General features: G+C 57.1%; 21 protein-coding genes. 15 read left to right on the top strand and 6 right to left on the bottom strand.

Annotation, left to right across the window (positions count from 1 at the left end; genetic code table 11):
- Window positions 1-172: 172 nt before the first annotated feature.
- Complete coding sequence (locus J7413_RS00490; RefSeq protein ID WP_209095421.1) at window positions 173-667, bottom strand: hypothetical protein; 495 nt, start codon at window positions 665-667, stop codon at window positions 173-175.
- Between the two features lie 310 nt (window positions 668-977).
- On the opposite strand from J7413_RS00490, the gene rpsF reads away from it, so the two are divergent.
- The 8 genes from rpsF (at window position 978) to J7413_RS00450 (ending at window position 6,678) form a co-directional block, all read left to right on the top strand.
- A complete protein-coding gene (rpsF, locus tag J7413_RS00485; RefSeq protein ID WP_209095419.1) occupies window positions 978-1,334 on the top strand; it encodes a 30S ribosomal protein S6 in 357 nt (118 codons plus the stop codon).
- A 25-nt stretch (window positions 1,335-1,359) separates the two neighbouring features.
- On the top strand, window positions 1,360-1,587 hold the full coding sequence (rpsR, locus tag J7413_RS00480; RefSeq protein ID WP_009805008.1) for a 30S ribosomal protein S18: 228 nt from the start codon (window positions 1,360-1,362) through the stop codon (window positions 1,585-1,587).
- A 12-nt stretch (window positions 1,588-1,599) separates the two neighbouring features.
- Complete coding sequence (gene rplI, locus J7413_RS00475; RefSeq protein WP_209095417.1) at window positions 1,600-2,220, top strand: 50S ribosomal protein L9; 621 nt, start codon at window positions 1,600-1,602, stop codon at window positions 2,218-2,220.
- Between the two features lie 110 nt (window positions 2,221-2,330).
- Window positions 2,331-2,969: a CatB-related O-acetyltransferase gene (locus tag J7413_RS00470; protein ID WP_209095415.1), complete on the top strand. Its 639-nt coding sequence runs from the start codon at window positions 2,331-2,333 to the stop codon at window positions 2,967-2,969.
- Between the two features lie 112 nt (window positions 2,970-3,081).
- The gene (locus J7413_RS00465; RefSeq protein ID WP_209095413.1) at window positions 3,082-3,558 is read left to right on the top strand and encodes a lytic transglycosylase domain-containing protein; all 477 of its coding nucleotides are present in this window, start codon (window positions 3,082-3,084) and stop codon (window positions 3,556-3,558) included.
- Between the two features lie 70 nt (window positions 3,559-3,628).
- Complete coding sequence (locus J7413_RS00460) at window positions 3,629-4,099, top strand: hypothetical protein (protein ID WP_209095411.1); 471 nt, start codon at window positions 3,629-3,631, stop codon at window positions 4,097-4,099.
- Window positions 4,100-4,102: 3 nt separating this feature from the next.
- Entirely contained in the window at window positions 4,103-5,338 is a 1,236-nt protein-coding gene (locus J7413_RS00455) for a biotin/lipoyl-binding protein (protein ID WP_209095409.1), read from the top strand.
- Window positions 5,339-5,655: 317 nt separating this feature from the next.
- Complete coding sequence (locus J7413_RS00450; protein WP_209095407.1) at window positions 5,656-6,678, top strand: GlxA family transcriptional regulator; 1,023 nt, start codon at window positions 5,656-5,658, stop codon at window positions 6,676-6,678.
- A gap of 19 nt (window positions 6,679-6,697) precedes the next feature.
- Here J7413_RS00450 and J7413_RS00445 read toward each other — a convergent pair whose 3' ends face one another.
- The 4 genes from J7413_RS00445 to J7413_RS00430 all read right to left on the bottom strand — a co-directional run bounded on the left by J7413_RS00445 (window position 6,698) and on the right by J7413_RS00430 (window position 11,389).
- Window positions 6,698-7,111, bottom strand: coding sequence for a DUF1330 domain-containing protein (locus tag J7413_RS00445; RefSeq protein WP_209095405.1), 414 nt, complete (start codon window positions 7,109-7,111; stop codon window positions 6,698-6,700).
- A gap of 184 nt (window positions 7,112-7,295) precedes the next feature.
- Window positions 7,296-8,630 carry a trigger factor gene (gene tig / locus J7413_RS00440; protein WP_209095403.1) on the bottom strand — a complete coding sequence of 445 codons (1,335 nt, stop codon included), beginning with the start codon at window positions 8,628-8,630 and terminating at the stop codon, window positions 7,296-7,298.
- 171 nt (window positions 8,631-8,801) lie between these two features.
- On the bottom strand, window positions 8,802-9,926 hold the full coding sequence (locus J7413_RS00435; protein ID WP_209095401.1) for a porin: 1,125 nt from the start codon (window positions 9,924-9,926) through the stop codon (window positions 8,802-8,804).
- 350 nt (window positions 9,927-10,276) lie between these two features.
- Entirely contained in the window at window positions 10,277-11,389 is a 1,113-nt protein-coding gene (locus J7413_RS00430) for a porin (protein ID WP_209095399.1), read from the bottom strand.
- An 805-nt stretch (window positions 11,390-12,194) separates the two neighbouring features.
- On the opposite strand from J7413_RS00430, the gene J7413_RS00425 reads away from it, so the two are divergent.
- The 6 genes from J7413_RS00425 to J7413_RS00400 all read left to right on the top strand — a co-directional run bounded on the left by J7413_RS00425 (window position 12,195) and on the right by J7413_RS00400 (window position 20,916).
- Window positions 12,195-14,870 carry an Ig-like domain-containing protein gene (locus tag J7413_RS00425; RefSeq protein WP_209095397.1) on the top strand — a complete coding sequence of 892 codons (2,676 nt, stop codon included), beginning with the start codon at window positions 12,195-12,197 and terminating at the stop codon, window positions 14,868-14,870.
- 132 nt (window positions 14,871-15,002) lie between these two features.
- Window positions 15,003-16,274 (top strand): TolC family protein, encoded by a 1,272-nt coding sequence (locus J7413_RS00420; RefSeq protein ID WP_209095395.1) that lies wholly within the window; start codon window positions 15,003-15,005, stop codon window positions 16,272-16,274.
- The gene (locus tag J7413_RS00415) at window positions 16,271-18,547 is read left to right on the top strand and encodes a type I secretion system permease/ATPase (protein WP_209095392.1); all 2,277 of its coding nucleotides are present in this window, start codon (window positions 16,271-16,273) and stop codon (window positions 18,545-18,547) included. Before J7413_RS00420 ends, J7413_RS00415 begins: the two co-directional genes overlap by 4 nt.
- On the top strand, window positions 18,544-19,737 hold the full coding sequence (locus J7413_RS00410) for an HlyD family type I secretion periplasmic adaptor subunit (RefSeq protein ID WP_209095391.1): 1,194 nt from the start codon (window positions 18,544-18,546) through the stop codon (window positions 19,735-19,737). The genes J7413_RS00415 and J7413_RS00410 overlap by 4 nt, the downstream gene beginning before the upstream one ends.
- Window positions 19,738-19,881: 144 nt before the next feature.
- A complete protein-coding gene (locus tag J7413_RS00405; protein WP_209095389.1) occupies window positions 19,882-20,487 on the top strand; it encodes a LysE family transporter in 606 nt (201 codons plus the stop codon).
- A 6-nt stretch (window positions 20,488-20,493) separates the two neighbouring features.
- Window positions 20,494-20,916, top strand: a complete 423-nt coding sequence (locus tag J7413_RS00400; RefSeq protein WP_209095387.1) for a VOC family protein — start codon at window positions 20,494-20,496, stop codon at window positions 20,914-20,916.
- Window positions 20,917-20,925: 9 nt separating this feature from the next.
- Here the strand turns inward: J7413_RS00400 and J7413_RS00395 are convergent, their stop codons facing one another.
- The gene (locus tag J7413_RS00395; protein WP_209095385.1) at window positions 20,926-21,639 is read right to left on the bottom strand and encodes a trypsin-like serine protease; all 714 of its coding nucleotides are present in this window, start codon (window positions 21,637-21,639) and stop codon (window positions 20,926-20,928) included.
- 302 nt (window positions 21,640-21,941) lie between these two features.
- Here J7413_RS00395 and J7413_RS00390 point away from each other — a divergent pair, with 302 nt between their 5' ends.
- Window positions 21,942-22,454, top strand: coding sequence for a flavin reductase family protein (locus tag J7413_RS00390; protein WP_209095383.1), 513 nt, complete (start codon window positions 21,942-21,944; stop codon window positions 22,452-22,454).
- The last annotated feature ends 86 nt before the right edge of the window (window positions 22,455-22,540 follow it).

The following is a 22,540-nucleotide window of genomic DNA, read 5'->3' as shown; positions in this document are numbered from 1 at the left end:
AATAACGATGTGATACTAGCAATGTGCTGAGACATCCCCCAATCGCAATTCTACGTAAACCCACAACCACTGTGCTTTTGTGAACATTTCTGTGAGCACAAACACCTATGGCCGCCCGAACGGCAGCCATTCCCAATAAAATAAGACCTTTGCGATCTCGGCGATTTTCAGCCTAAAGCGGCAGAGTCGTGTGCCCACGCAACTGAGCGATCACATCCAACCGTGCGTGCTGACCATCCAAAGGCAACGCCACAATCTCAGAACCGACCGCGTCAAGAACAGTCAACCGGGTGTCACTCACATCCACACGACCGATATCTTCATAGTTGATTGACCGCACAACATGCTGACGCGCGCGTGGCAGCCCCTCAAAAACCAGCAGCTGGCGATTGCGCTGATCAAAGTGCATTTCCTGCCGTGGTTTTTGTGTCGCGATCTGTGTCAAACCGACCCCAGCCGTCACCAAAAGCAACGAGAGCCCCATTTTGGAAAGCAAAATCATTGCGGTCAGATCGAGCCCGGGCACCAACCAAATACCGATACCCGCCCAGATGAAGGCACACCCAAAAACCCCCGCAAAGGCTCTTACAGAAAGCGATGGGCGCTTGCCCTCCACCATCGCCACGCGAGAGCGTGCCTCATTTGCGATTTGCGTCATCGCCATCATTGTCCCGGTCTCCTATGCGCCGCTGGGGCTGCAGGTTTTGCGGTTGTCCCGCCATTGCGCTAAACTTCAACGTGAATTCAGGCGAGAATGGGGCGGATTGACGAAAACCCTGTGCTTTCGGCAGCGCCCTGCGCGCGGTCAATAAATCTTGGCCAAACGCAGATTTTCACCCCTTGCTTCCGTGGTGAATTCGGCTATACAGCGCCATCCTTTCGCAAAAGCTTGAACCGCGCAGTCTCTCGTGGGTGGGGTGCGAAAGGCTAAGATGCCCCGCTCTTTGAAATGCGCCTGTAAAATGAATGGAGAGCACATGCCGCTTTATGAGCATGTTTTCATCTCGCGCCAGGACCTGTCCAACGCGCAAGCAGAAAGCCTCGTTGAACACTTCGGTACAGTTCTGTCTGACAACGGTGGTTCCGTTGTTGAGAGCGAGTACTGGGGCGTGAAAACCATGGCCTACAAAATCAACAAGAACCGCAAAGGCCACTACGCCTTCCTGAAAACCGACGCGCCTTCCGCAGCGATTCAGGAAATGGAACGCCTGATGCGCTTGCATGATGACGTGATGCGCGTTCTGACCATCAAGGTCGACGAGCACGCTGAAGGTCCTTCGGTTCAGATGCAGAAACGTGACGAGCGTGGCGACCGCCGCGAGCGCCGCTCCTAATCACCTTAAGAGAGGACATTAAGTTATGGCTGCAAAACCATTTTTCCGCCGTCGCAAAGTCTGCCCTTTCTCGGGTGAAAATGCGCCAAAAATCGACTACAAAGACACCAAGCTGCTGCAGCGCTACATCTCTGAGCGCGGCAAAATCGTGCCTTCGCGCATCACAGCCGTGTCCGCCAAGAAACAGCGTGAGCTGGCCCGTGCAATCAAACGCGCGCGCTTCCTTGCACTGCTTCCATACGCCGTGAAGTAAGGAGAACCTGACATGCAAGTTATCCTTCTGGAACGTGTGGCCAAGCTGGGCCAAATGGGCGAAGTTGTGGACGTGAAGCCGGGCTATGCTCGTAACTTCCTGCTGCCACAGGGCAAGGCGCTGACCGCGTCCAAAGCCAACATCGCATCTTTCGAAGCGCAGAAAGCTCAGCTGGAAGCGCGCAACCTGGAAACCAAGAAAGAAGCAGAAGCACTGGGCGAGAAGCTCGATGGCGAACAGTTCATCGTGATTCGTTCCGCGTCCGACGCTGGTGCGCTCTACGGCTCCGTCACCCCACGTGACGCAGCAGAAGCTGCCACCGAAGCAGGCTTCTCTCTGGACAAGAAACAGGTTGCTCTGGCCGCTCCGATCAAAGAGCTGGGTCTGCACGCGGTTCACGTGAACCTGCACCCTGAAGTTCAGATCACCATCAACCTGAACGTTGCTCGTTCTGAGGAAGAAGCGGAGCTGCAAGCTTCCGGTAAATCCATTCAGGAACTGGCAGCCGAAGCAGAAGCAGAAGCAGAATTCGAAATCGCCGAACTGTTCGACGATATCGGTGCTGCAGCCTCTGACGACGATGACATGGGTGCTGACGCACCATCCGAGGAAGCACCTGCCGAAGAGCAGTAAGCGCTTTACCAGCGAAGAATTCGCGAGAGCCGCGTCCGGGTGCACCTGGGCGCGGCTTTTTTCTGGCAAACCGCGGTCGCTTATAGCATTTTCCTCAAAAAGAGGCTGACATGGAAAATGTAATCAGTGGTCGCAGCTTCGTATCGCGTCGCGCAAAGATCGAAGCACCGATCCGGACAGAACGGTTTTCTCATATCGCTGAAGACTGCGCGATCGGCCGTATGAGCTATCTGTCTGAAAACGCCGTTTTGGCACGTGGCTCCACGTTGGGGCGCTTCTGTTCGGTGGCACGTTTTGTCGAGATTGGTGCCATTGAGCATCCAACCGATTTTCTAAGCACCCATCCCTTCCAATACTCCCAACACCACTTCAAAGGGCAAGCCGAATGGGACAACATTCAGCGCGTCCCCTTTAACGCACCGTCCGGCGCGACAGTGGGTCACGATGTCTGGATTGGCACGCACGCCACCATTTTACGCGGTGTCACCGTAGGTCATGGTGCCATCATCGCTGCTGGCGCCGTCGTCTCCAAAGATGTGCCAGCCTATGCAATCGTGGGCGGTGTCCCGGCGAACATCATAAGATACCGGTTTGATCCGCAAACCATCCAGCGCCTGCTCTCCGTGGCATGGTGGAATCGGCCCCTGAAGGATCTGTCGGGCATCACATTTGATGACATCCACAAAGCACTGGACCAACTCGAGGCGCTTCCCAAACCCACACCAGAACAGACCCAATTTCAGGCATAACGCAGCAAAGCAGCCTGCGCAAAGGACAGCCGACCAACAGCGCAACGCGCCTTTGCGCTTGCCTTTATCCCACTCGACGTCATGCTCTCATTATTGAATTTAGGAGTCCCCTATGTCGCTAACATCACGTCGAAAATTCTGCTTGATGGCGCTTTCAACCTCTGTTGTGGCGGCCTGCTCTGGAAACGAGGCGGTTTCGGAACCCGAATTTGATCCTCCGCTCTATCCAAACGAAACACCGGAGCTGCGCGCACTGATCAACCAATACGCCGATTTATACGAAGTACCGCGTGATCTTGTGCAACGGGTGGTCATTCGCGAAAGCACGCACCGTCCCTGGGCCACCAACGGGCCCAACATCGGCCTGATGCAAATCCAGCTGCCCACGGCACGCGGCATGGGCTACACGGGAGACCGTCAGGGCTTGCTGGATGCAGAAACCAATCTCACCTATGCGGTCAAATATCTGCGCGGCGCCTATCTGGTGGCAGGCGGCAATTATGACAGATCTGTCTTTCTGTACGCAAAAGGCTACTACCCCGAAGCCAAACGTGCAGGATTGTTGAAAGAAACCGGATTGGCCCCCTGACGCATCTTGGCACCAGCCTCAGCACACTCTATCCTGCGCCTCATTGCTTTCTCTAATTTGAGGCCACATCGTGAGCACCGAAACCGCAGTCGCCCCCCATCCGTTGGCGCCGCACCATCTTCCAAGCTTCATCTCTGACGCGACAGGCTATGACCCGATGCTGACCAACGTCGGTATCTTTGCGATTGTCATGGTCTTTTTGTTGCTGACCTTTTTCTTACATCTGCATTCTCTGCCAGAGAAGCTCGCCCACGAGCTTGGCACGAACCAATTGCAAATTGTTGGGGTCTTGGCGCTCATTGCCTTGTTTACCCACAACAATCTTTATTGGGTGGCCGCCCTGCTTCTGGCGTTGATCCAGTTCCCGGACTATCAGACACCGCTGCAGCGCATCGCCGACACACTCGAAAAGATACGCGAACAACCGGCGCGCAAGCCCGCTCCACCAGATCCTTTTCCAGTCCCCGAGCCACATACAGAATATCTCAAAGTGTCCGATGTCGCCGAAAGCGCAGACGCGATCCCGGAAAAGAAGGCATAACCGATGCTCGAATTCATCTGCTGCTCCATGCTCACGATCCTGCCGGATTTCCTGTTTCGCCGCTTTGCGCAAGGCAAACGTCTCGGCAAAGAGATCAATCTCTTTTCGATGTGGTATGAGCTGCGCTACGGCCTCAGCTCCTGCTTCATCCTCACTGTCAGCCTGATCACGCTGATCTTCTACTTCCACCCTTCAACAAGCAATGCGACCTCCTTTTTCCGCACCGTCACGATCCTGCCTGAGATCAGCGGCCGAGTGACAGAGGTCTTTGTAAAAAACAATCAGGACGTGAAAGAAGGCGATCTGATCTTCAAACTGGATGACAGCCGCCAGCGCGCCGCCGTCGCAACGGCCCGTGCCGGAGTGGTAGAGGTCGATGCAGCGGCCCTGATCGCCCAGGACGATGTGCGTGTATCTCAAGCCAACTTTGACGCTGCCGAAGCCGCCTTTGAGCAGACCAAAGATGAGTTTGAACGCAAGAACACGCTTTATCAGCAAAACTCTCCCGCCGTTACCGAACGCGAAGTGGAGCGCCTAGAGAACCTGATCCAAGAACGTCTCGCCGCGATGGATGCAGCCCATTCTGCGCTTGAATCTGCCAAACACCGTTTGGACATTCAGATCCCAGCCCAGAAAGAGAGTGCCATCGCCGCACTTACGCAGGCAGAGGTGGAACTCGCCAAGATGGAAATCTTCGCCGGGCAAGCGGGCCGCATCGAACAATTCGATCTGCGCCCCGGGGACTACATCAACCCGATCCTGCGCCCAGCAGGCATTCTTGTCCCCTCTGACACCGGGCGCGCGCGGTTTCAGGCCGGTTTCAATCAGCTGACCGCGCAGGTCCTGCACCCCGGCATGATGGCGGAAATGTCTTGCGCCACAGCGCCGATGCGGGTGACCCCCATGGTGATTGTTGATGTGCAGGATGTCATCCCATCAGGTCAGGTCCGCCCGTCAGATACCCTGCGTGACCCGCAGAACTTGCAGGCCCCAGGCACAGTCATCGCTTTTCTGGAGCCCCTCTGGGAAGGCGGGATCGACCATCTGCCCCCCGGCAGCCAATGCGAGGTCAATGCCTACACCAACAACCACGAGCGCCTGCAAGATCCTGACATAGGCACCGCCGAATTTGTCGCACTGCATGTGATTGACACGGTCGGTTATGCCCACGCTCTGATCCTGCGGTTCCGTGCCATCCTGATGCCGTTCAGAGTGCTTGTTTTCGCAGGCCATCATTGATCGGCAGCACAGCCCCTAACTGAAACATACCAAGCCCCGGCCCCGCGCCGGGGCTTCTCTTTTTTGGGGCTATCATGTCTCCAGCAAACCGCAATGTCGCAAACCGCAAACGAATGGGCGCTCAACAAGGCGCTGTTAGGTGGTAAAATTTGCTGTCTTCGCCAAACCACTGAACTTTGCCTTTGTGCGGCAAACACCTATTCTGAAACCAACAGACCATCAGGCAAACCCGTGGTAGAAGGACTGAAAAACATGCCAGCATCCCAACAGCATGCCCCAGCCCTGCCCCCACACTGGGATCTCTCGGAGCCACGCCCATGACATCGCGCAATTTCATCCCAAAGGGCGCTGCCACCTTTGGTCTCGACTATGACGGGCCTGCGAAAGACATCAATTTTCTCTTGCTCCCCAAGCTGACCATGCTGGCTTTCAGTGCTGCGGTGGAACCGCTGCGCATCGCCAATCAGGTGACCAACAGAGAACTCTATAAATGGTATCTGATCTCAGAAGACGGTCAGCCAGTGACGTGCTCAAACGGTGTCAACATCACGCCAGATTTTGCATTGCAAAACCTCTCGCGTGCCGCCCGTCTGTTTGTCTGTGCGGGCATCGAGCCCGCCGCGAGCGCGTCACCCAAAGTGGTGTCGTGGATCAGCCGGCAAAAGGCGTTTGGCTGCAAACTCGGTGGCATTTGCACAGGCGCCTTTGCCTTGGCCAAAGCGGGTGTTCTGACGGACAAAAAATTCACGCTGCATTGGGAAAATCACCCCGCCTTTGTGGAGCATTTCAACGGCCTGCAACCCTCTGCAAACCTCTATGAAATCGACGGAGACCTCATGACCTGTGGCGGCGGAAGTGCCGCAACGGATATGATGCTGGATATGATCGAGTCTGATTTTGGCACCGATCTTGCGGTCATCGTGTCAGACATGTGCATCCACTTTCGCTCCAACAACAGTAAGCGATTGCAAAAATCTGCCTTCTCTGTCGCCCTCGGCAGCCGCAACCAGTTCCTCATAAATGCCATCCAGATCATGCATGAAAACCTCGAGGACCCACTGGAAATCACCGAAATCGCGCGCGCGATAGCGGTCTCGCGCCGCCAGCTCGAACGGCTGTTTCAGAAGTATGTCGAAACTTCACCCGTACAATTTTACATCAAACTCAGGGTCCAGCGTGCCTATGCCCTGCTCAGCGAGACGGAAATGTCAGTTGCCGATATTGCCGCCGCGACTGGTTTTGGCAGCGCCAGCCAGCTCACGTCGCGCTTTAAAAAGCTCTACGGCGCCTCTCCGACCTCTTTCCGGCGAGGGTGGTCTGAAAAACACGACATGATCTGAGTATCACAACGATCCTGAACTATTCGCCAAAGTTCCCGCCAAGTGCCTGAGGGGCCATCCGGATCAGTCGGCTGTCTTCAACCGCCGCCTGCCGATGCACAACAGCCGCACGATACTCGGCATATGTGTGCATAGAGGCAAATGCCTCTACACTTGGATACTCTGCGATAAAGCACAGATCCCACATTTTCTCTGGCCCAATAAGCATCTGCTCCATGCCGCCACGCCAGATAATCTTGCCACCCAACTTGGCAAAGGTGGCCGCACTCTCCCGCCCATATGCGGCATAGGCTTCAGCACCAGTCGCCTGTCGCCCATCCTCATAAACCGCCTCTGCGCGCAATTTTATGAGGTTCAGCATATGCACAGGCCCGTCACGATCATTGGCTTTGAAAGCCTCATATCCAGCCTTGTCAAATGTGGTGTAGCCCATGTGTCTCTCTCCCATTCTCTGAAACCAAAGAGAACAGACCCGCAAGAAACAAAGCAACCCCAATGACGCCACTGCCAATCAACCGGACGAGACGTCGCCGTCCTCGCCATCTCGCTCAGATCCAAACTGAAACAAAAAAGGCCGCTCCATCGGAGCGGCCTCTCTAATCTGAAAGCGGGTCGACTTATTCGTCGTCCAGCGCCTCAACAGCTTTCTGCAGGTCGTCTTTGGAGACCTCTTTCTCGCTGATTTCTGCCAGTTCGAAGACATAGTCGACAACTTTGTCTTCAAAGATCGGCGCGCGCATCTGCTGCTGCATCTGCTGGTTCTGCTGGATGAATTCGAAGAACTGACGCTCCTGACCAGGGTACTGACGCGCCTGGTTCATGATCGCTTGAGTCATCTCAGCGTCGGTCACTTCAACTTCTGCTTTTTGGCCAAGCTCTGCCAGCAGCAGGCCCAGACGCACGCGACGCTCTGCCAGTTTGTTGTGCTCGTCAGTTGGCTCGATCTTGTCGTGATCGTGGCCTTCCACTTCTGGGTTTTCCTCGTGCCACAGCTGGTGCGCAATCTGGCCCGCTTCTGCTTCCACCAGGGATGGCGGCAGCTCGAAGGATACCAGCTTGTCCAGCTCGTCCAGCAGCGCGCGCTTGGTGACGGCACGTGCCGCACCGGCATATTCTGCTTCCAGACGCTCGGTGATCTGAGCCTTCAGACCTGCGAGGTCTTCTGCGCCAAACTTGGTCGCCAGCTCGTCGTTGATCTCTGCGGCGACCGGCTCTTTCACCTCTTTGATGGTGCAAGCGAACACAGCTTCTTTACCGGCAAGGTTCTCTGCGCCGTACTCTTCAGGGAAGGATACGGTCACGTCTTTTTCTTCACCAGCTTTCACACCAACCAGCTGCTCTTCGAAGCCGGGGATGAACTGGCCGGAGCCGAGGGTCAGTGGGAAGTCTTCGCCTGCGCCACCGTCAAAAGCTTCGCCGTCGATGCGGCCAACGAAGTCCATGACAACCTGATCGCCATCCTGAGCCGCATCGCCTTCGCCGCGTGCTTTGAAGTCCTGCGCTGTTTCCGCAAGGTTGCCCAGTGCCTCGTCAACGGCTGCGTCGTCTGCTTTGACAACCAGCTTTTCCAGCTTGATGCCTTTCAGGTCCACTTCAGGGATCTCTGGCAGCGCTTCGTAGGACATTTCGACTTCTACGTCGTCGCCTGCGGTCCACTCTTCGCCGTTTTTCATCTCGACTTTTGGCTGCAGCGCCGGACGGTCGCCAGACTCTTCAAAGTGCGCGTTCATCGCACCATCGATGGTTTCCTGCATCGCTTCGCCCAGCAGACGCTCACCAAACTGCTTTTTCAGCAGAGGCATCGGCACTTTGCCTTTGCGGAAACCTTTCATTTCGATTTCCGGCTGTGCTTCTTTCAGCTTTTCATTCACTTTCGCGTCCAGCTCATCGGCTGTCACGGTGATGGAATAGCCGCGTTTCAGACCTTCATTCAGAGTCTCGGTAACCTGCATCAGGAGTCCCCATAAGTAGCGGCGCGCGGCACATGAGAGTCCGCGCGCAGTCGAGAAAATTTGTGCTCTTCTAGTGGCCCCCGCGCCGCTACGCAAGGCCAATTCGGCGCAAGCGCTGGCTTTCAGCCACCTGCGCCGTTTCGAAACCAAAAATGGCGTTGCCCGAAACTGTCAGAAGTTCCAGCGGGCCGCGACCATAAAGATATCGATGTCCTGATAATCCAGCCCCGGCTCCTCATATTGGTACTGTCGATACGCAAAATAGAGTTCCGCATTGTAGTTGTCGATTTCCTGCGTCGCCTGAAGCCCCCAGGCAAAGCCATCATCGCCCCCCAGCCGGGAGTCATTGGCCCAGAAGAAATCAGCCGACAAATGGGTATTGCCCCAGGCAAACCAGGAAAAATCGCGTTTCCCGATCTTCGTGTAAAGATAGTCACTGTCCACCGCGCTGCCATCACTGTCACGCCGCCCAGCAGCGATTTTGCCGTTCAGCCCGGTTGGCTTGTGCAACACCGCAACCGATCCAAAAACTGAGTTTGCGTTTCCTCCGCTGTCAAAATCTGTCCATTCGCTGCCGATACGGGCGCTATATTGGATGTCTCCAGCATCACCATTATAGACCAGACCAAGGTCATACACCGTATCATCCACACCTTCCGCGAGGATGTTTTCCCCCACCGCAGCACTCAGGGTGAGCGCGCCATTCGCAAGCGCTGGCGTGTCATATCTCACACGCCCCAGCCGCCCGCCATCAAAGTCGCTGAAAACCGACTTCACCGTGGGCTCGCTGCCGTCAACCATGCCGTCGCTGAAATGAAACCCGCCGCCCACGTCAGCCACAGCGCTGGTGGCAATGCCGTCGGTTCCAGAAAAATCAGATCCCGTTATCCCGTCAGAGGCCATACTACCCTGCCCCAGATAAACTTTACCAAAACTGCCCTCATAGCTGAAATCGACCTTACGGATATCAGTGCGCTCCCATTCCAAGAACTCCGGATCATTGATCTGGCTCCAGTCAGAGCTGCCCGCCAATCCCAGCGCGGTTTCAAAATTGAACTTAAACGTGCCTTGACCAACCGGCATGGAGTAACGAACACCAAACCGGCTCACTGCATTGGAGTTGTCAGCAAACTCGCTCGTTGTCGTGTCGCCGTCATCCGCCACAATGAACCCATAGTTGAGATGGCCATAAAGCTCCGCATTGTTTTGCGCCAATGCCGGTGTGCTGGATATCCCCAGCGCCAAAGCACCGCCAAAACCCCTACAAAAAATAGTACCTAAGACAGTCTTACTCATCACTTTGCTCCAATCGGTCGTGAATTCAAAATGCGTCTTAAAGTCTGGTAGGAAGCCCCATTCACGCCGGAGAATTTTGGCGTTTCATGCGCGCAAAAACGCTGCGCCAAAGGCTTTGGACGCGCCCCAAAAAATGAGAAAAGCGCGCTGCAACGTCACCATAGCGCAAATTTAAATAGAATTCACGAAATCGGTGCTGCAGCGGCGGGCGCAAGCACCGCCTCGCCGAAAACCGCATACCCTGTGCCCTGCACCGCCCCAAACGGTGCTGCTCACGCACATGACGCACAGCAAAAAAGGCGGCCGGAACCCCGACCGCCTTTCTCATGTCTTTTTGAACTGATCAGAAATCAGAACTTCCAGCGCGCGCCCACAAGGAAGGCATCTACGTCCTGGAAGTTTGAGCCCGCCAGATCGTATTTGTGCTGATGGTAGCTTGCGAACACTTCCATGTTGGCTTTGTCGATGTCTTGCGCAGCTTCGATGCCATAAGAGGTGCTCTCATCACCCGCGCTGTTGAAATCATTGCCGCGGTATGCGTCAACAGACAGGTAGGTGCGGCCCGCTGCAAACCAAGCGCGCTGCAGACCCAGCTTTACGTAAACGTAGTCGCTGTCCACGCCTGTCTCGCGGTCGCGTGAACCCAGCGCAACGTTGGCACTCAGACCAGTTGGCGTGTGCAGCGTACCGACAGAGGCCACAACTGTTTCCGCGTCATTGGAAGACTTGGCAGTCTGCTCATAAGACACCGCACCGGCGACCTCATAGTCACCAAATGTGTTTTCGTAATACACGGCGAGATCGTAGAATTCGGTGTCAACGCCATCGTTCAGGATGTCAGTACCGGCCGCCGCAGAGACGGTGAAGCCGTTGAAGGTTGGTGTGTCATAACGCACACGGCCACGGCGGCTGCCGTCAAGGCCATCAAAGATCTTGCCGATGTTTACATCAGTCAGGTTGCCAGCTGCATCGCGGAAAAAATACCCCCCCGCCGTATCTGCAACGGCCACGCCGCCGGCCAGATCGGTGCCAGACAGGTCACCTGCGCCAGCAGAACCGTCAGACGCCATGGACCCCTGACCAAGGTAGAACGTACCAAAACGCTCGGTTTCATAGATCGCTTCGACCTTACGGATGTTGGTTTTCTGCCAATCAACAAAGTCGTCGTTTGACGTCTGGCTGACACTGTCTGTGCCGCGCAGACCCAGAGAGGTCTCAAAGTTGAACTTCAGCGTGCCGCCAGCAACGCCGCGCTCGTACCATGCGCCGATACGGCTGGAGGACGCGGACAGGTCGTTAAACTCGGTGCGAGAGTCAACGCCGTCATCGACCTGAGTGATCGCGCCACCCAGATGCCCATAAAAGCGGAAGCCATCTTCTGCTTGTGCGGCGGAACTCATCGCCACGGTGCCTGCAATCATCGCCGCTGGGGCGATCCACACGGATTGTTTCAATCCAGTCATTCTTTTTCTCCTAGATCCCTTTGGCCAATCCAAAGGGGCTGTCGTGTAAGAGCGCAGCCAATGCCTCTAGATGGGCATATAGCCAGTATTCCCGACATCAAAAGCCGCGAGCCAAAGCGCTTTGCGCATAGCTGCCTTGCACAGCCCGCAAGTGGCTCCCGGCTCAGATGAGGCGCGCCGTCTACGCCTCGGTCTTTGGTTTGGCAAATCGTGATTTTTCGAAAATTTTACCCAAATCTGAGACAGCGTCGCTTTCTTTGCACCAATGTCGCTTTTGAGCGCAGAAATTCGCATATAGACCTTCAATTAACAAGTTTACTTTTTTTGTGTTTGAAATCTTTGTGTTTGGCTTCAATGCGTTACGGTGTAACTTCGAGTTCTCAAAACCAACATACAAAACGACCAGCAAAAACCCGCTGAAATCCTGACAAGGCCAGCCAAAACTTGCCACTCACCTCGACACCAATCACACCTGCGCGACGTTGAAACGACCTAGCGACTTGCTTCCAACAACCTGAAAGCGAAGGAACGCATGACATCATGCGATCAAACCAGCTCTGACGCCAGATCATGAAGCGGTCAGCAGGGGTTTTGCAGATACAAAATAGCCTGCGCAGCCCCAACCCCTAAATAAGCGTTAAAGGTCAACGGATTTTCAAAGAAAATATTTTGACTTTATCGCCACAATCCGCCCCAATTTTGCCTTAATTCGCGGAAAAATGCTAGATTTTCAGGGGTCGTAAGCTATAGTTACTGCAATCCAACAAGGGCCAAAGCCCGATCAACTTAGAGCGGTAATACAAATATGAGTACACTGAGTTACGCCATCCGCGGGTCGGATGGAGTAGTGGTTCGCGGTCAAACAGCGGACGGCGCGGGCAATGTTGTCTTTCTTGGTCAGGCAAAAGACGTATCACTCAACCTAACCCCGGACGAAATTTCAGGCTACGTCCAGCAGGGCAATGATTTGGTGATCCACCTGGCATCGGGCGAGACGCTGACACTTGAAAACTACTTTCAATCCGTCAACGGAGAAGAACGCGCACTCTTCATCTCCAAGAACGGTGCCTTCCAGCAGGTTGATCTTGGTGAGCCCGTCGTCGACCAGTACTTTGCTCAGTATCAAGACCTCTCAACCTCAGAGAAATGGAGCACCTACGACCAGCTCACTTTCCTTGATTTGGAGCGGGTCGAACCTGTCGTGGCACCACTGATCGCCCCTCTCGCTGGCATTGCCCCCGGCCTGCTCGGCCTCGGAGGCGCAGCAGTGGCAGCAACAGCCCTAAGCAACGACGGCGACGGAAGCGGCAGTGGTGAAGGCGACGAAAGCGGCGCTGGCGATGGCGGCGATGGTGACGGCGACGGAAGCGGCGATGGTGACGGCGACGGAAGCGGCGGTGGTGACGGCGGCGGAAGCGGCGGTGGTGACGGCGGCGGAAGCGGCGGCGGTGACCCAATCATCCCAACTGTCGATGATCCGGACGTTTCGCGCATTGTCGGCGGCACAGCTGCGAGCAGCGTGACCATCACTGGCACCGGCGAAGCAGGCTCCACAGTCACGGTCACCATAGGCACGCAAACCGGAACAACAACGATTGCTGATGACGGCACCTACTCCGTGTCTTTTGATGCGGGCGCTTTGCCAGCCGATGGCGTTTACAGCAGCACAGTCAATGTCGTGGCGCCTGACGCCACCACTTACAATCTGTCTGGACCATCAGTGGACATCGACACCACGGCCCCGGATGTGGGCGTTCAAGACGGAACTGTCGCGACCGGAGACATTGTCAACGAAGCGGAGCATACGGCGGGCCACGAAATCTCTGGCACCGGCGAAGCAGGCGCGGCCCTCACCGTTGAAATCAACGGCACCACCCACAGCACCACGGTGCAAGCGGATGGCACATGGTCGGTGACCTTTGCCTCTGGTGAGATCAACACCGGCGAATACACAACCGATGTGACCATCACCTCCACAGACGCACGTGGAAACGTCACAACCGTGACAGACGCGCTGCAGGTGGACACAGTCGCCCCTCCGGTTGCGCTCAATGCCGTGGAAGGTGACAACGTTATCAACGCGAGCGAAGCCTCTGACGGCGTTGTCCTTTCTGGCACAGGCGAACCCGGCAGCTCTCTGTCCATTACATTTGGCGGCATCACCCAGACCACAACTGTGGGCGCAGATGGCAACTGGTCCTCAGGCTTTGTGGCCAACGCAGTCTCTTCGGGAACCTATGACACCACGGTGTCCATCATCGCCACAGACGCGGCTGGCAACACCACGACCTCGACCACCCGTGTTGATGTGGATACCGAAATCTCTGCTGGGATTGATGCCAATCAGGTTGGTGGCGATGATGTGGCCAACGCCACTGAAGTTCTGTCAGGCTTTGACCTCACGGGCATCGCAGAGGCTGGCAGCACAGTTGTCGTGCAACTGGCGGGCGCAAGCCGCACCGTCACAGCTGGTGCAGATGGCACTTGGTCAGCCACTTTTAGCGCAGCGGATGTGCCTCCCGGTCAATACGATGCCGCTGTACAGGTCACAGCCACCGATGCCGCAGGCAACAGCGCATCTTCGTCAAGCACGCTGCGCATTGACACATCCACTGAGGTCAATGTCGACATCTCTGCGGGCGTCTTTGCTGCTCCGGTCAACGCTGCCCAGATGCAAGGCGGGGTGGTGTTGCAAGGCACAACAGAGGCCAACGCCCAGGTGGTGGTGGATGTGGATGGCGTCTTCCGCCGCACAACGGCAGACGACGATGGCAACTGGTCTGTGTCCTACGAACCAGGATCGCTGGCTGAAGGCACCTACACTGCGAATGTGAACCTCTCGGTCACGGACACCGCAGGCAACACAGCCAATGCAAGCGCAGCCTTCCAGGTCGACACTGAAATCACCAACCCCATTGTGGATTCTGTGACCTTCACGGGCACCGATGTCTCCTCTCTGGTGCTTGATACCGAGTCACAGACCTACGACATCCACGCGCTGAACACAGATGGCACCACAACCGATGTGGCCACCACGGAATACGCCAAAAGCGGCAATCGAACCGAGTTTGAACTCGACACCCCTGCCCCGGATGGCACCCATCTGGTGGTGACCTCCGAAGACAACGCAGGCAACAAATCCGACACGCTCATCGTGCTGGATGACAACGCCACAAATGCGGGCACGCTGGATCACGCGGCGCTGGGTGGGTTCAATGTCGAAGCGATTGAGCTCGATTACGCCGCCGGTGCGCAACTCACTCTGACCGAGCAGCAGATCAAAGATCTGTCTGAAACCTCAGACACACTGACCATCCATGGCGGTGACAGCGATCCTTCAGAGAATGATCAGATCACGGTCAACGGTGCGGTAAAAACCAACCAGACCGAAACGATTGATGGCCAGACATACGATGTTTACACCGTTGGCAACGACGGAGTGACCCTCGTGGTCGATCAAGACATCAAAGTGATCATCTAACAGATCAGAGGGGCGGCTGATGGCCGCCCTTTCTCTCCCCGTCTCCCAAGGGTATACGCACGCGACATGCTCGGCCGCACGCATCATAAGATCCTCGCTCCCCTCCTTGGGGCAACGCTTCTGAGCGGCTGCATGTTCTCTGTCCCTCATCTGGAATCGGCGTCTGGCTTGCTTCAGCAAAAACCCGCTGCCGCCCCCACACCAGAGGTCAGCAAACGCAGCAGCTTTGCTCAAGACGAGGCCAAAGCCGAAAGCGAAATTCTCAACACCCTGCTCGCCCGCCGCTCTGTGCTTCCAGCAGACAGCGCGCTGAGCCAAGTTTCTGACGTGGCGCTGGCCTCCTCCCGCCGCGCCGCAGAGGCAGAGCTGCAAACCGCCCGTCTGCGCGCCGAAGCCGAAGACAAAAACTGGCTCCCCACCATTGGCCCAGAAATTTCGCTGACATCGCTGGGCGATGTGATTGCCGGGCTGGTGCTTGAGCAGGTGCTCTATGACCATGGCCGCAAAAAAGCCGAACGCGCCTTTGCGGCCGCTGATGTCGAAGTCGCCGCCGTGACGCTCTCCCAAGATCTGAACGAGCGCAGCTTCACCGCTTTGGCGCTGTATATCAAAGGCTTGCGCGGGCAGGAACGCGCCGAAGTAGGCGCACGTGGCCACAAACAGCTGAAACACTTTGAACGCATTGTGCAGGGCCGCATCGACGGCGGTGTCTCCAACAAAGGGGATCTGCGCATGGTGCGCAGCAAGATCCAGACACTGGACACCCGCAACGATACAGCCCGCGAAGACGCCGCAACCGCCGTGGGCGAACTGCAGGCCATGACCGGCACGCGTTTCACGCTCACCCCAGCAGGCCCCCTGCCCAATCAGACCTATCCGGCGGTCGAACCGTTGGAAGTGGTCAAAGCTCGCGCCGAAGCTGACCGCTCTGTCGCCCTAGCCACGGTTGAACGCGCCCGACAACTTCCCGGCCTCACCGCTGGTGCAAGCCTCACAACCGACGGCAACGCAGGCAGCCTGACCGTAGGAAACGATGTCGGGCTTGGCCTTGGCACCGGGGCACGCCTGCGCGCGATTGAGGCCTCCAAAGACATCGCCGCACGACAGGTCGATGAGGCCCGCGAAGATGGCGCACGCCTGCGCAAACGGCTCGAAAGCAATATCCAAAGCCTTGCGCGTCAGGAAGCAGAGGCGCAAAACCTCGCCAAAGAGGGCCGTGAAACCTACAAACTGTTTGAAGCGCAATTTCGCGCCGGACAACGCTCAGTTTTGGAGGTTGTCGATGTCTACGAACAATCGGTTCTACGCGATCTGGACCGCGTAGACGCAAAATATGACCGTCTGCTGGCACAGCTGGAACTGGCCCGCGATCTCGGCATTCTGGCGGATGGAGATGAAATTTGACGGCCGACAGCCCCCAAGGCAAAGCCCCGGTGGTGCTCTCCATTGCGTCGATCAAAGCGGCGGAGCCTGCCAATCAGGCCACGCCCGCAAACGCCCATCAAAACGCAAACGCTTCTGAACCAGCCAAGCCAACAGATGCGATCCACGAACTGGTCGAAGCAACTGCCACCCGAATTCAGCACCGCGCCACGCTGATCTCCACCCTCGCCGCCCTCAATGGCTCTGACGTGCCCGTCACCGATGTGGCCGAACACATGTGGACCTCTGCCCCGGGCGATGTCTCTGTCAAAGCACTGGCAAATGCGCTGGCACAGGCCGGAGTGGAGCCGAAGGTGCACAACAAGCTTGCACCTGCGCCGACCGCATGGCCCGCCATCGCCATAATGACCAACGGTCAGGCGGTGCTGGTGTTGTCACAGGAAGAAGAGACGCTCACCGTCTTTGATGACAGTCAGCCAGACAACCGCGCAGAAGTGCCGCTTTCCGAGTTTGTACCGTTCTTTTCGGGCACAGCCCTGCGGGCCAAAGTCTCCCTGCGCCAATTGGCAGAACGCCACATTCCACAGGTCGCAGATGGCATGTCCGGCCATTGGTTCTGGGGCGAGTTCACCAAATACCGCCGCCATATGGGCGAGATCATGCTTGGCTCTCTGGTGGCCAATCTGCTTGCCGTGGCCGTCGCCCTGTTTTCGCTTCAAGTCTATGACCGCGTGATCCCGCATCAAAGTCAGGCCACGCTCTGGGTACTCGCCATTGGCGCGATCTTTGCCATCGGGCTTGAAGGCATGCTGAAGCTCGCGCGCGCCAAGATGAGCGACGCCGCTGGCCGCCGCATGGAGCTGTCAATCCAGCACCGCCTGATGAAGCGCCTGCTTGGCATGCGCTCTGACCGCCGCCCCCTACCGCCTTCCGGCCTCTTTGCTGCGATGCGCGATTTTGGCGCGGTGCGTGATTTCTTCACCTCCACCACGATCTCCGTTCTGGCGGATATGCCGTTCATCGTGATTTTTCTCGCACTGGTCGCCTCCATTGCGGGCAACCTTGTTTGGCTGCTGATATTTGGCGGCATACTGATGGTTCTGCCCGCCTATGTGTTGCAAAAGCGCATGATTGCCCTGTCGCGCGAAACCCAGGGCGCCTCCGCCAAAGTGGGCCGCCTACTGCAGGAGGTCATCACAGAGCTCGACACGGTCAAGACCCAGCGCGGCGAAGACCGCGTGCTGCGTCTGTGGGACGAACTCAACGCGGTGTCCTCTTTCTCCTCCGCTGAACAGCGCCGCCTCAGCTCTGCGCTGACCTACTGGTCCCAAGGCGTGCAGCAAACCACCTACATCGCCACCGTCGTGATCGGCACCTACCTGGTGTTTGCGGGTGAATTTACCGTCGGCACCATCATCGCCACCGGCATTCTGACCTCCCGCACCCTTGCACCGCTCACCCAGTTTGCAGGCACCCTAGCGCGCTGGTCAAACGTCAAAGGCGCCCTGGAAAGCCTTGATGCCATTGCACTTTCTGAGCAGGAGAAAGACGGAGAGCGCAAATATCTGCGCCGCGAAAAGCTCTCCGGCCAGTTCGAACTGCGCGAGCTGTCATTCGCCTATGATCCCGAAGGCGCGCCCACACTTGATGTCCCCGGCGTGGTGATCAAACCCGGCCAGCGCGTCACAATTCTCGGCGCCAACGGCTCCGGCAAATCCACGCTCCTGAAGCTTATGGCTGGCCTTTACGGCCCGACCAAAGGCCGTCTGCTACTCGACGGCACCGACATGAGCCAGATTGACCAGCGCGACCTGCGCCGCAACATCGGCTACCTGTCCCAAGACGTGCGCCTGTTTGCCGGCAGCCTGCGCGACAACCTGAACCTCACCCAGCTGGAACGCGACGATGACCGCCTGATGGAAGCGCTGGATTTCGCGGGCCTCGGCCCCTTCCTGCGCAACCACCCGCAGGGCCTCGACCTGCAAATCCGCGACGGCGGCGAGGGCCTCTCCATCGGTCAGCGTCAATCCATCGGTTGGGCCCGCCTCTGGCTGCAGAACCCACAGATCGTTCTGCTGGATGAACCCACAGCCGCGCTGGATCAAACGCTCGAGCGCACCCTTGTCAGCCGCCTGTCCACTTGGCTTGAGGGCCGCACCGCCCTGATCGCCACCCACCGCACACCGATCCTGTCGCTCTCCACGCGCACGCTGATCCTGCAAAACGGCCGCCTTGTGGTGGATGGCCCGCGCGAACAGGTCCTCGCCCATCTCGCCGCCGGAGACCGCACATGAGCGCCACAAGCGATGACAGCGGCGCAAGATATGATGCAGGTCTAGATGATCAGCTCCGCGCCTCCCGCCTCACCATCCGTCTGATCGCCATCGCGGTGGGCCTGTTTGTCCTCTGGGCGGCCTTTGCTTGGGTGGACGAAATCGTGCGTGCCGACGGCGAAGTTGTCTCCTCCTCGCGCTCTCAATCGGTGCAAAACCTCGAAGGCGGCATCCTCGCCGATCTCGCCGTCAAACAGGGCGACCTTGTGGAGGCCGGTCAAGTCCTCGCCACGCTGTCTGACACCCGCTTTCGCTCTGCCTTTGATGACCTGCAAGATCAAATCGACGCGCTTGAAATCCGTCGTCTGCGCCTGGAGGCAGAGATAGATGGCAAATTCGAGTTTGCGGTGTCTGATGAGCTTGCAGCCCGCGCCCCGCGCATTCTAAGTTCCGAGCGCGCCCTGCTCGCCGCCCGCCAGACCGACATCGACAGCCGCCGCGAAGGCGCTTTCACGCAGCTCGAACAAGCGCAGGACGAACTCTCCAACATGGAGAGCCTCTATAAAAAAGAATTTGTCGCCCTGCTGGAGGTCAACAAAGCCCGCGAGAAGGCCTCAGAGGCCGAGATCCGCTACATGGACATCCTCACCCAAGCCGAGCTGGTGCTGGCAGAGGAATACTCTGAAACCCTCAAAGAGATCACTTCGCTGCGTCAGGAAATGCGCCTCGCGCAGGATCAGCTTTCCCGCACCGTGATCACCGCCCCCATGCGCGGCATCGTGAACAACTTGGCCGTCACCACAATCGGCGGCGTGGTGCGCCCCGGTGAGGAAATCTTTGAAATCATCCCTCTGGGTGAGGAACTGTTTGTCGAGGCCCGCGTGCGCCCGGAAAACATCGCCAATGTTGAGCCCGGCCAAGACGCCTCCATCAAGCTCACCGCCTACGACTACACCATCTACGGCACCCTCAAGGGCAAAGTGGATTTCATTTCCGCCGACACCTTTGAGGACGAGCGCGACCCCGCCGCACTGCCCTTCTACCGCGTGACAGTCACCGTAGACGGCGATGCGCTCACAGAGCGGCAGAAAGCCATAGAAATCCGCCCCGGCATGCGCGCCACAGTGGAATTGCACACCGGCTCCAAAACCATCCTGCGTTATCTGCTGAAGCCGCTCTACAAAAGCAAAGAGGCGTTCCGGGAGCCATAAGCGTTCTCACGGCCCATTTGATTGAGCCATAGCGCTTAATACATTGTCATTTGGTTGTTTCCCCGCGTCTCAAACTGCGCAAACAGGTGACACCCCCTCTGATCTGCCCTAGCGTCGCCGCAAGCATCAATCGGAGCCCCCACCATGGACCTCGCCCACATCCTCGCCTTCAACCTCGCGCTTGCCGCGGCCATCGCAAGCCCCGGCCCCGCCTTTCTGATTTCGGTGAAAACCACCCTCAGCGCCGGCCGGCGCGCGGGCCTAGCGATGGGGATTGGATTGGGTGTCATGGCGTCTGTCTGGACACTCTCCGCGCTCATGGGGCTGCAAATCGTTTTCACAGCTTTCCCGTGGGCCTATGTCGCGGTGAAAACACTCGGTGCGCTCTATCTGCTCTATATCGCCTACAGCATGTGGAAAGGCGCCCGCACACCGCTGGAGGAAGGCACGCTCAAACCTGCGCGTCACGCCTTTTTGCAGGGCATTCTGATCAACATGATGAACCCGAAATCGGTGCTGTTCGCCGCCGCTGTGCTGGTTGTGATTTTCCCGCCTGATATGGGTCTTGCAGAAAAAGCCTTCATCGCCGCAAATCAACTGGTGTTTGAAGTTGTGTTTTATGGCGCGCTTGCCTTCGGTATGAGCACCAAAGCCGCGCGCAATGCCTATCTGCGTGCCAAGGCCCACATCGATCGCGTCGCCGCCGTGGTGCTGGGTGCCCTTGGGCTACGTCTGCTTTTTGGTCGGTGACAAGAAATGCCAAACGCGTTGGTGCCGGAGTTTGCCGTTCGCAACTACAAGCAGTCTCTTGCGTTTTATTGTGATCTGCTCGGCTTCGAATGTGAGTACGCGCGTCCAGAAGAAGGCTTCGCCTATCTCAAACTCGGTGGCGCCGAGCTGATGATTGATGAAATTGGGACCGGGCGGACCTTTGACGATGGCCATCTGCCGACAGCCTATCCGTTTGGGCGTGGGGTGAATGTTCAGATTGAAGTGCCTGAAGTTGGGCCGCTTCTGATAAATCTAGCGGCAGCGAAACATCCACTGTTCCTGCCTCTAGAAGAAAAATGGTATCGGGTCGGGGAAATCGAATTCGGCAACCACCAGTTCATGGTTGCCGATCCAGATGGCTATCTGTTGCGGTTCTTTGAGGATTTGGGAGAACGCCCAAGCGGTTAGCTCAGTCCTTCAGCCGCCCGCGATCATCCAGCGCATGGCATCTGCGCTCAGCACCGTGCCAACTGACACATTCTGCCCCCCCATTGCAGCCTTGGCAGAGACCACAGAGACAAGCAAAGGCGTGCGGCCGTTCTTGCTCAGCGCCAGCACCGGCGCACCAGAGGCGCCAGAGGTGACTTCGCAATTCATCACGAGCGTTTCATCCTGACGTGCCAACACGCGACACGGGTATTCCATCATCGGATCATTGCGATTGTTGATCGTATAGCTGACCACGCCCAACAAATCACCGTCCGAAAGCCGTGCCCCGTATTGTACCGGAATCACGGTATTCTTGGAAATCGGCTTGCTGAGCTTCAGCACGGCCAGATCATATCCCAGTTGTGCATTTGCCTTGGGGCGATGCACATACTCAGGATGTACCGTTGCACGTTTCACCTGACGCACGGCTTTGGCCAAGCCCCCCTTCAGCCCCGCCTGAAACTCGACAGTGCTGTCTGACACACGCTTTCCTGTGCGCGGATCATAGAGGCAGTGTGCCGCCGTCAAGACAGTGTCCGGCGCAATCAAGGCGCCCGTGCACATCGCTTTGCCAGCCACCACCAAACGCCCCACAGCGCTTTCCCCGGGCAAGCTGCCCCTCAGTGGCTTGTTTCCTATTTCCCCCAGTGCCACCGACGGCAGCAACGCTGCGACGACGGCAAGAACTTTGATGCTCCGCATGGAACCTCCATTGACCGATGCCCCATTGGAGCAATCGATCAGGGCAGCAATCGGGCAGAACCGAAGCGATTTACCGCCCCATTAATACAAGTTTCTGAATTTTAAATCGAATTCGGCAGTCACATGGCGGGGCAGAATCCGCCACATGCCCTTATTCTTATGACACATCCCGTAATTTACAAACGATTTATGATACATCTTACGTGCCACATTCTGGCCTTGAAGGTTACTCAACCCTTGCAAGTCGTTAAAATTCGGCCCATCTCTGCGCCCACGCGCAAGACCAATCGAACAGGCCTTTCATGTCCTCTGACACCTCTCTGACCAGTTTCGTCCCCTCCGTCGAAACACAACGCCCCTATCGCAATGCGCTTGGCAACTTTGCGACAGGCGTGACCGTGATCACCACCAAAACAGCCGACGGCCAGATAGGTATGACAGCCAACTCATTTGCCTCCGTGTCACTCGACCCGGCGCTTGTGCTTTGGTCCATCGCCAAAAGCTCTCTGCGCTACGCACATTTTGCACCCGCAACCCATTTTGCCATCCACGTGCTGCGCGCCGATCAGAAAGTTCTCGCCCAAGCCTTTGCCCAACGCGGCGATGCCTTCGACCTGGTAGATCATGCAATCAACGCAGAGGGCGTTGCGGTCCTCAACGACTGTCTGAGCCGATTTGAATGCGCCACCCATGCGGTGCATGAAGCAGGCGATCATGACATTATGGTTGGCCATGTCTTGCGCGCGGCTGAAGGGTCAGGCAACCCTCTGCTGTTTGCACAGCGCAGCTACGGCACCGTTCAGCCCGAAGGCTAACCCTCCAAAAAACCTTACCAATTCCTAATGCAGCCTTGCATATCCGGCAAAGCGGGTTTCTCGCTTTGTCACCCGCTTTCTGTTGC

The organism is Shimia sp. R10_1, from assembly GCF_017744095.1.
GTDB lineage: Bacteria > Pseudomonadota > Alphaproteobacteria > Rhodobacterales > Rhodobacteraceae > Shimia.
This window is presented reverse-complemented; position numbering and strand designations above follow the sequence as displayed.

Excerpts from the sequence above, each read along its gene's own strand:
- J7413_RS00435 (WP_209095401.1), bottom strand. The coding sequence starts at position 9,926 with ATGAGTAAGACTGTCTTAGGTACTATTTTTTGTAGGGGTTTTGGCGGT.
- J7413_RS00425 (WP_209095397.1), top strand. The coding sequence starts at position 12,195 with ATGAGTACACTGAGTTACGCCATCCGCGGGTCGGATGGAGTAGTGGTT.
- J7413_RS00455 (WP_209095409.1), top strand. The coding sequence starts at position 4,103 with ATGCTCGAATTCATCTGCTGCTCCATGCTCACGATCCTGCCGGATTTC.
- J7413_RS00390 (WP_209095383.1), top strand. The coding sequence starts at position 21,942 with ATGTCCTCTGACACCTCTCTGACCAGTTTCGTCCCCTCCGTCGAAACA.
- tig (WP_209095403.1), bottom strand. The coding sequence starts at position 8,630 with ATGCAGGTTACCGAGACTCTGAATGAAGGTCTGAAACGCGGCTATTCC.
- J7413_RS00420 (WP_209095395.1), top strand. The coding sequence starts at position 15,003 with ATGTTCTCTGTCCCTCATCTGGAATCGGCGTCTGGCTTGCTTCAGCAA.
- rpsF (WP_209095419.1), top strand. The coding sequence starts at position 978 with ATGCCGCTTTATGAGCATGTTTTCATCTCGCGCCAGGACCTGTCCAAC.
- J7413_RS00395 (WP_209095385.1), bottom strand. The coding sequence starts at position 21,639 with ATGCGGAGCATCAAAGTTCTTGCCGTCGTCGCAGCGTTGCTGCCGTCG.
- J7413_RS00400 (WP_209095387.1), top strand. The coding sequence starts at position 20,494 with ATGCCAAACGCGTTGGTGCCGGAGTTTGCCGTTCGCAACTACAAGCAG.
- rplI (WP_209095417.1), top strand. The coding sequence starts at position 1,600 with ATGCAAGTTATCCTTCTGGAACGTGTGGCCAAGCTGGGCCAAATGGGC.
- J7413_RS00490 (WP_209095421.1), bottom strand. The coding sequence starts at position 667 with ATGATGGCGATGACGCAAATCGCAAATGAGGCACGCTCTCGCGTGGCG.
- J7413_RS00465 (WP_209095413.1), top strand. The coding sequence starts at position 3,082 with ATGTCGCTAACATCACGTCGAAAATTCTGCTTGATGGCGCTTTCAACC.
- J7413_RS00470 (WP_209095415.1), top strand. The coding sequence starts at position 2,331 with ATGGAAAATGTAATCAGTGGTCGCAGCTTCGTATCGCGTCGCGCAAAG.
- J7413_RS00405 (WP_209095389.1), top strand. The coding sequence starts at position 19,882 with ATGGACCTCGCCCACATCCTCGCCTTCAACCTCGCGCTTGCCGCGGCC.
- J7413_RS00410 (WP_209095391.1), top strand. The coding sequence starts at position 18,544 with ATGAGCGCCACAAGCGATGACAGCGGCGCAAGATATGATGCAGGTCTA.
- J7413_RS00450 (WP_209095407.1), top strand. The coding sequence starts at position 5,656 with ATGACATCGCGCAATTTCATCCCAAAGGGCGCTGCCACCTTTGGTCTC.
- J7413_RS00430 (WP_209095399.1), bottom strand. The coding sequence starts at position 11,389 with ATGACTGGATTGAAACAATCCGTGTGGATCGCCCCAGCGGCGATGATT.
- J7413_RS00445 (WP_209095405.1), bottom strand. The coding sequence starts at position 7,111 with ATGGGCTACACCACATTTGACAAGGCTGGATATGAGGCTTTCAAAGCC.
- rpsR (WP_009805008.1), top strand. The coding sequence starts at position 1,360 with ATGGCTGCAAAACCATTTTTCCGCCGTCGCAAAGTCTGCCCTTTCTCG.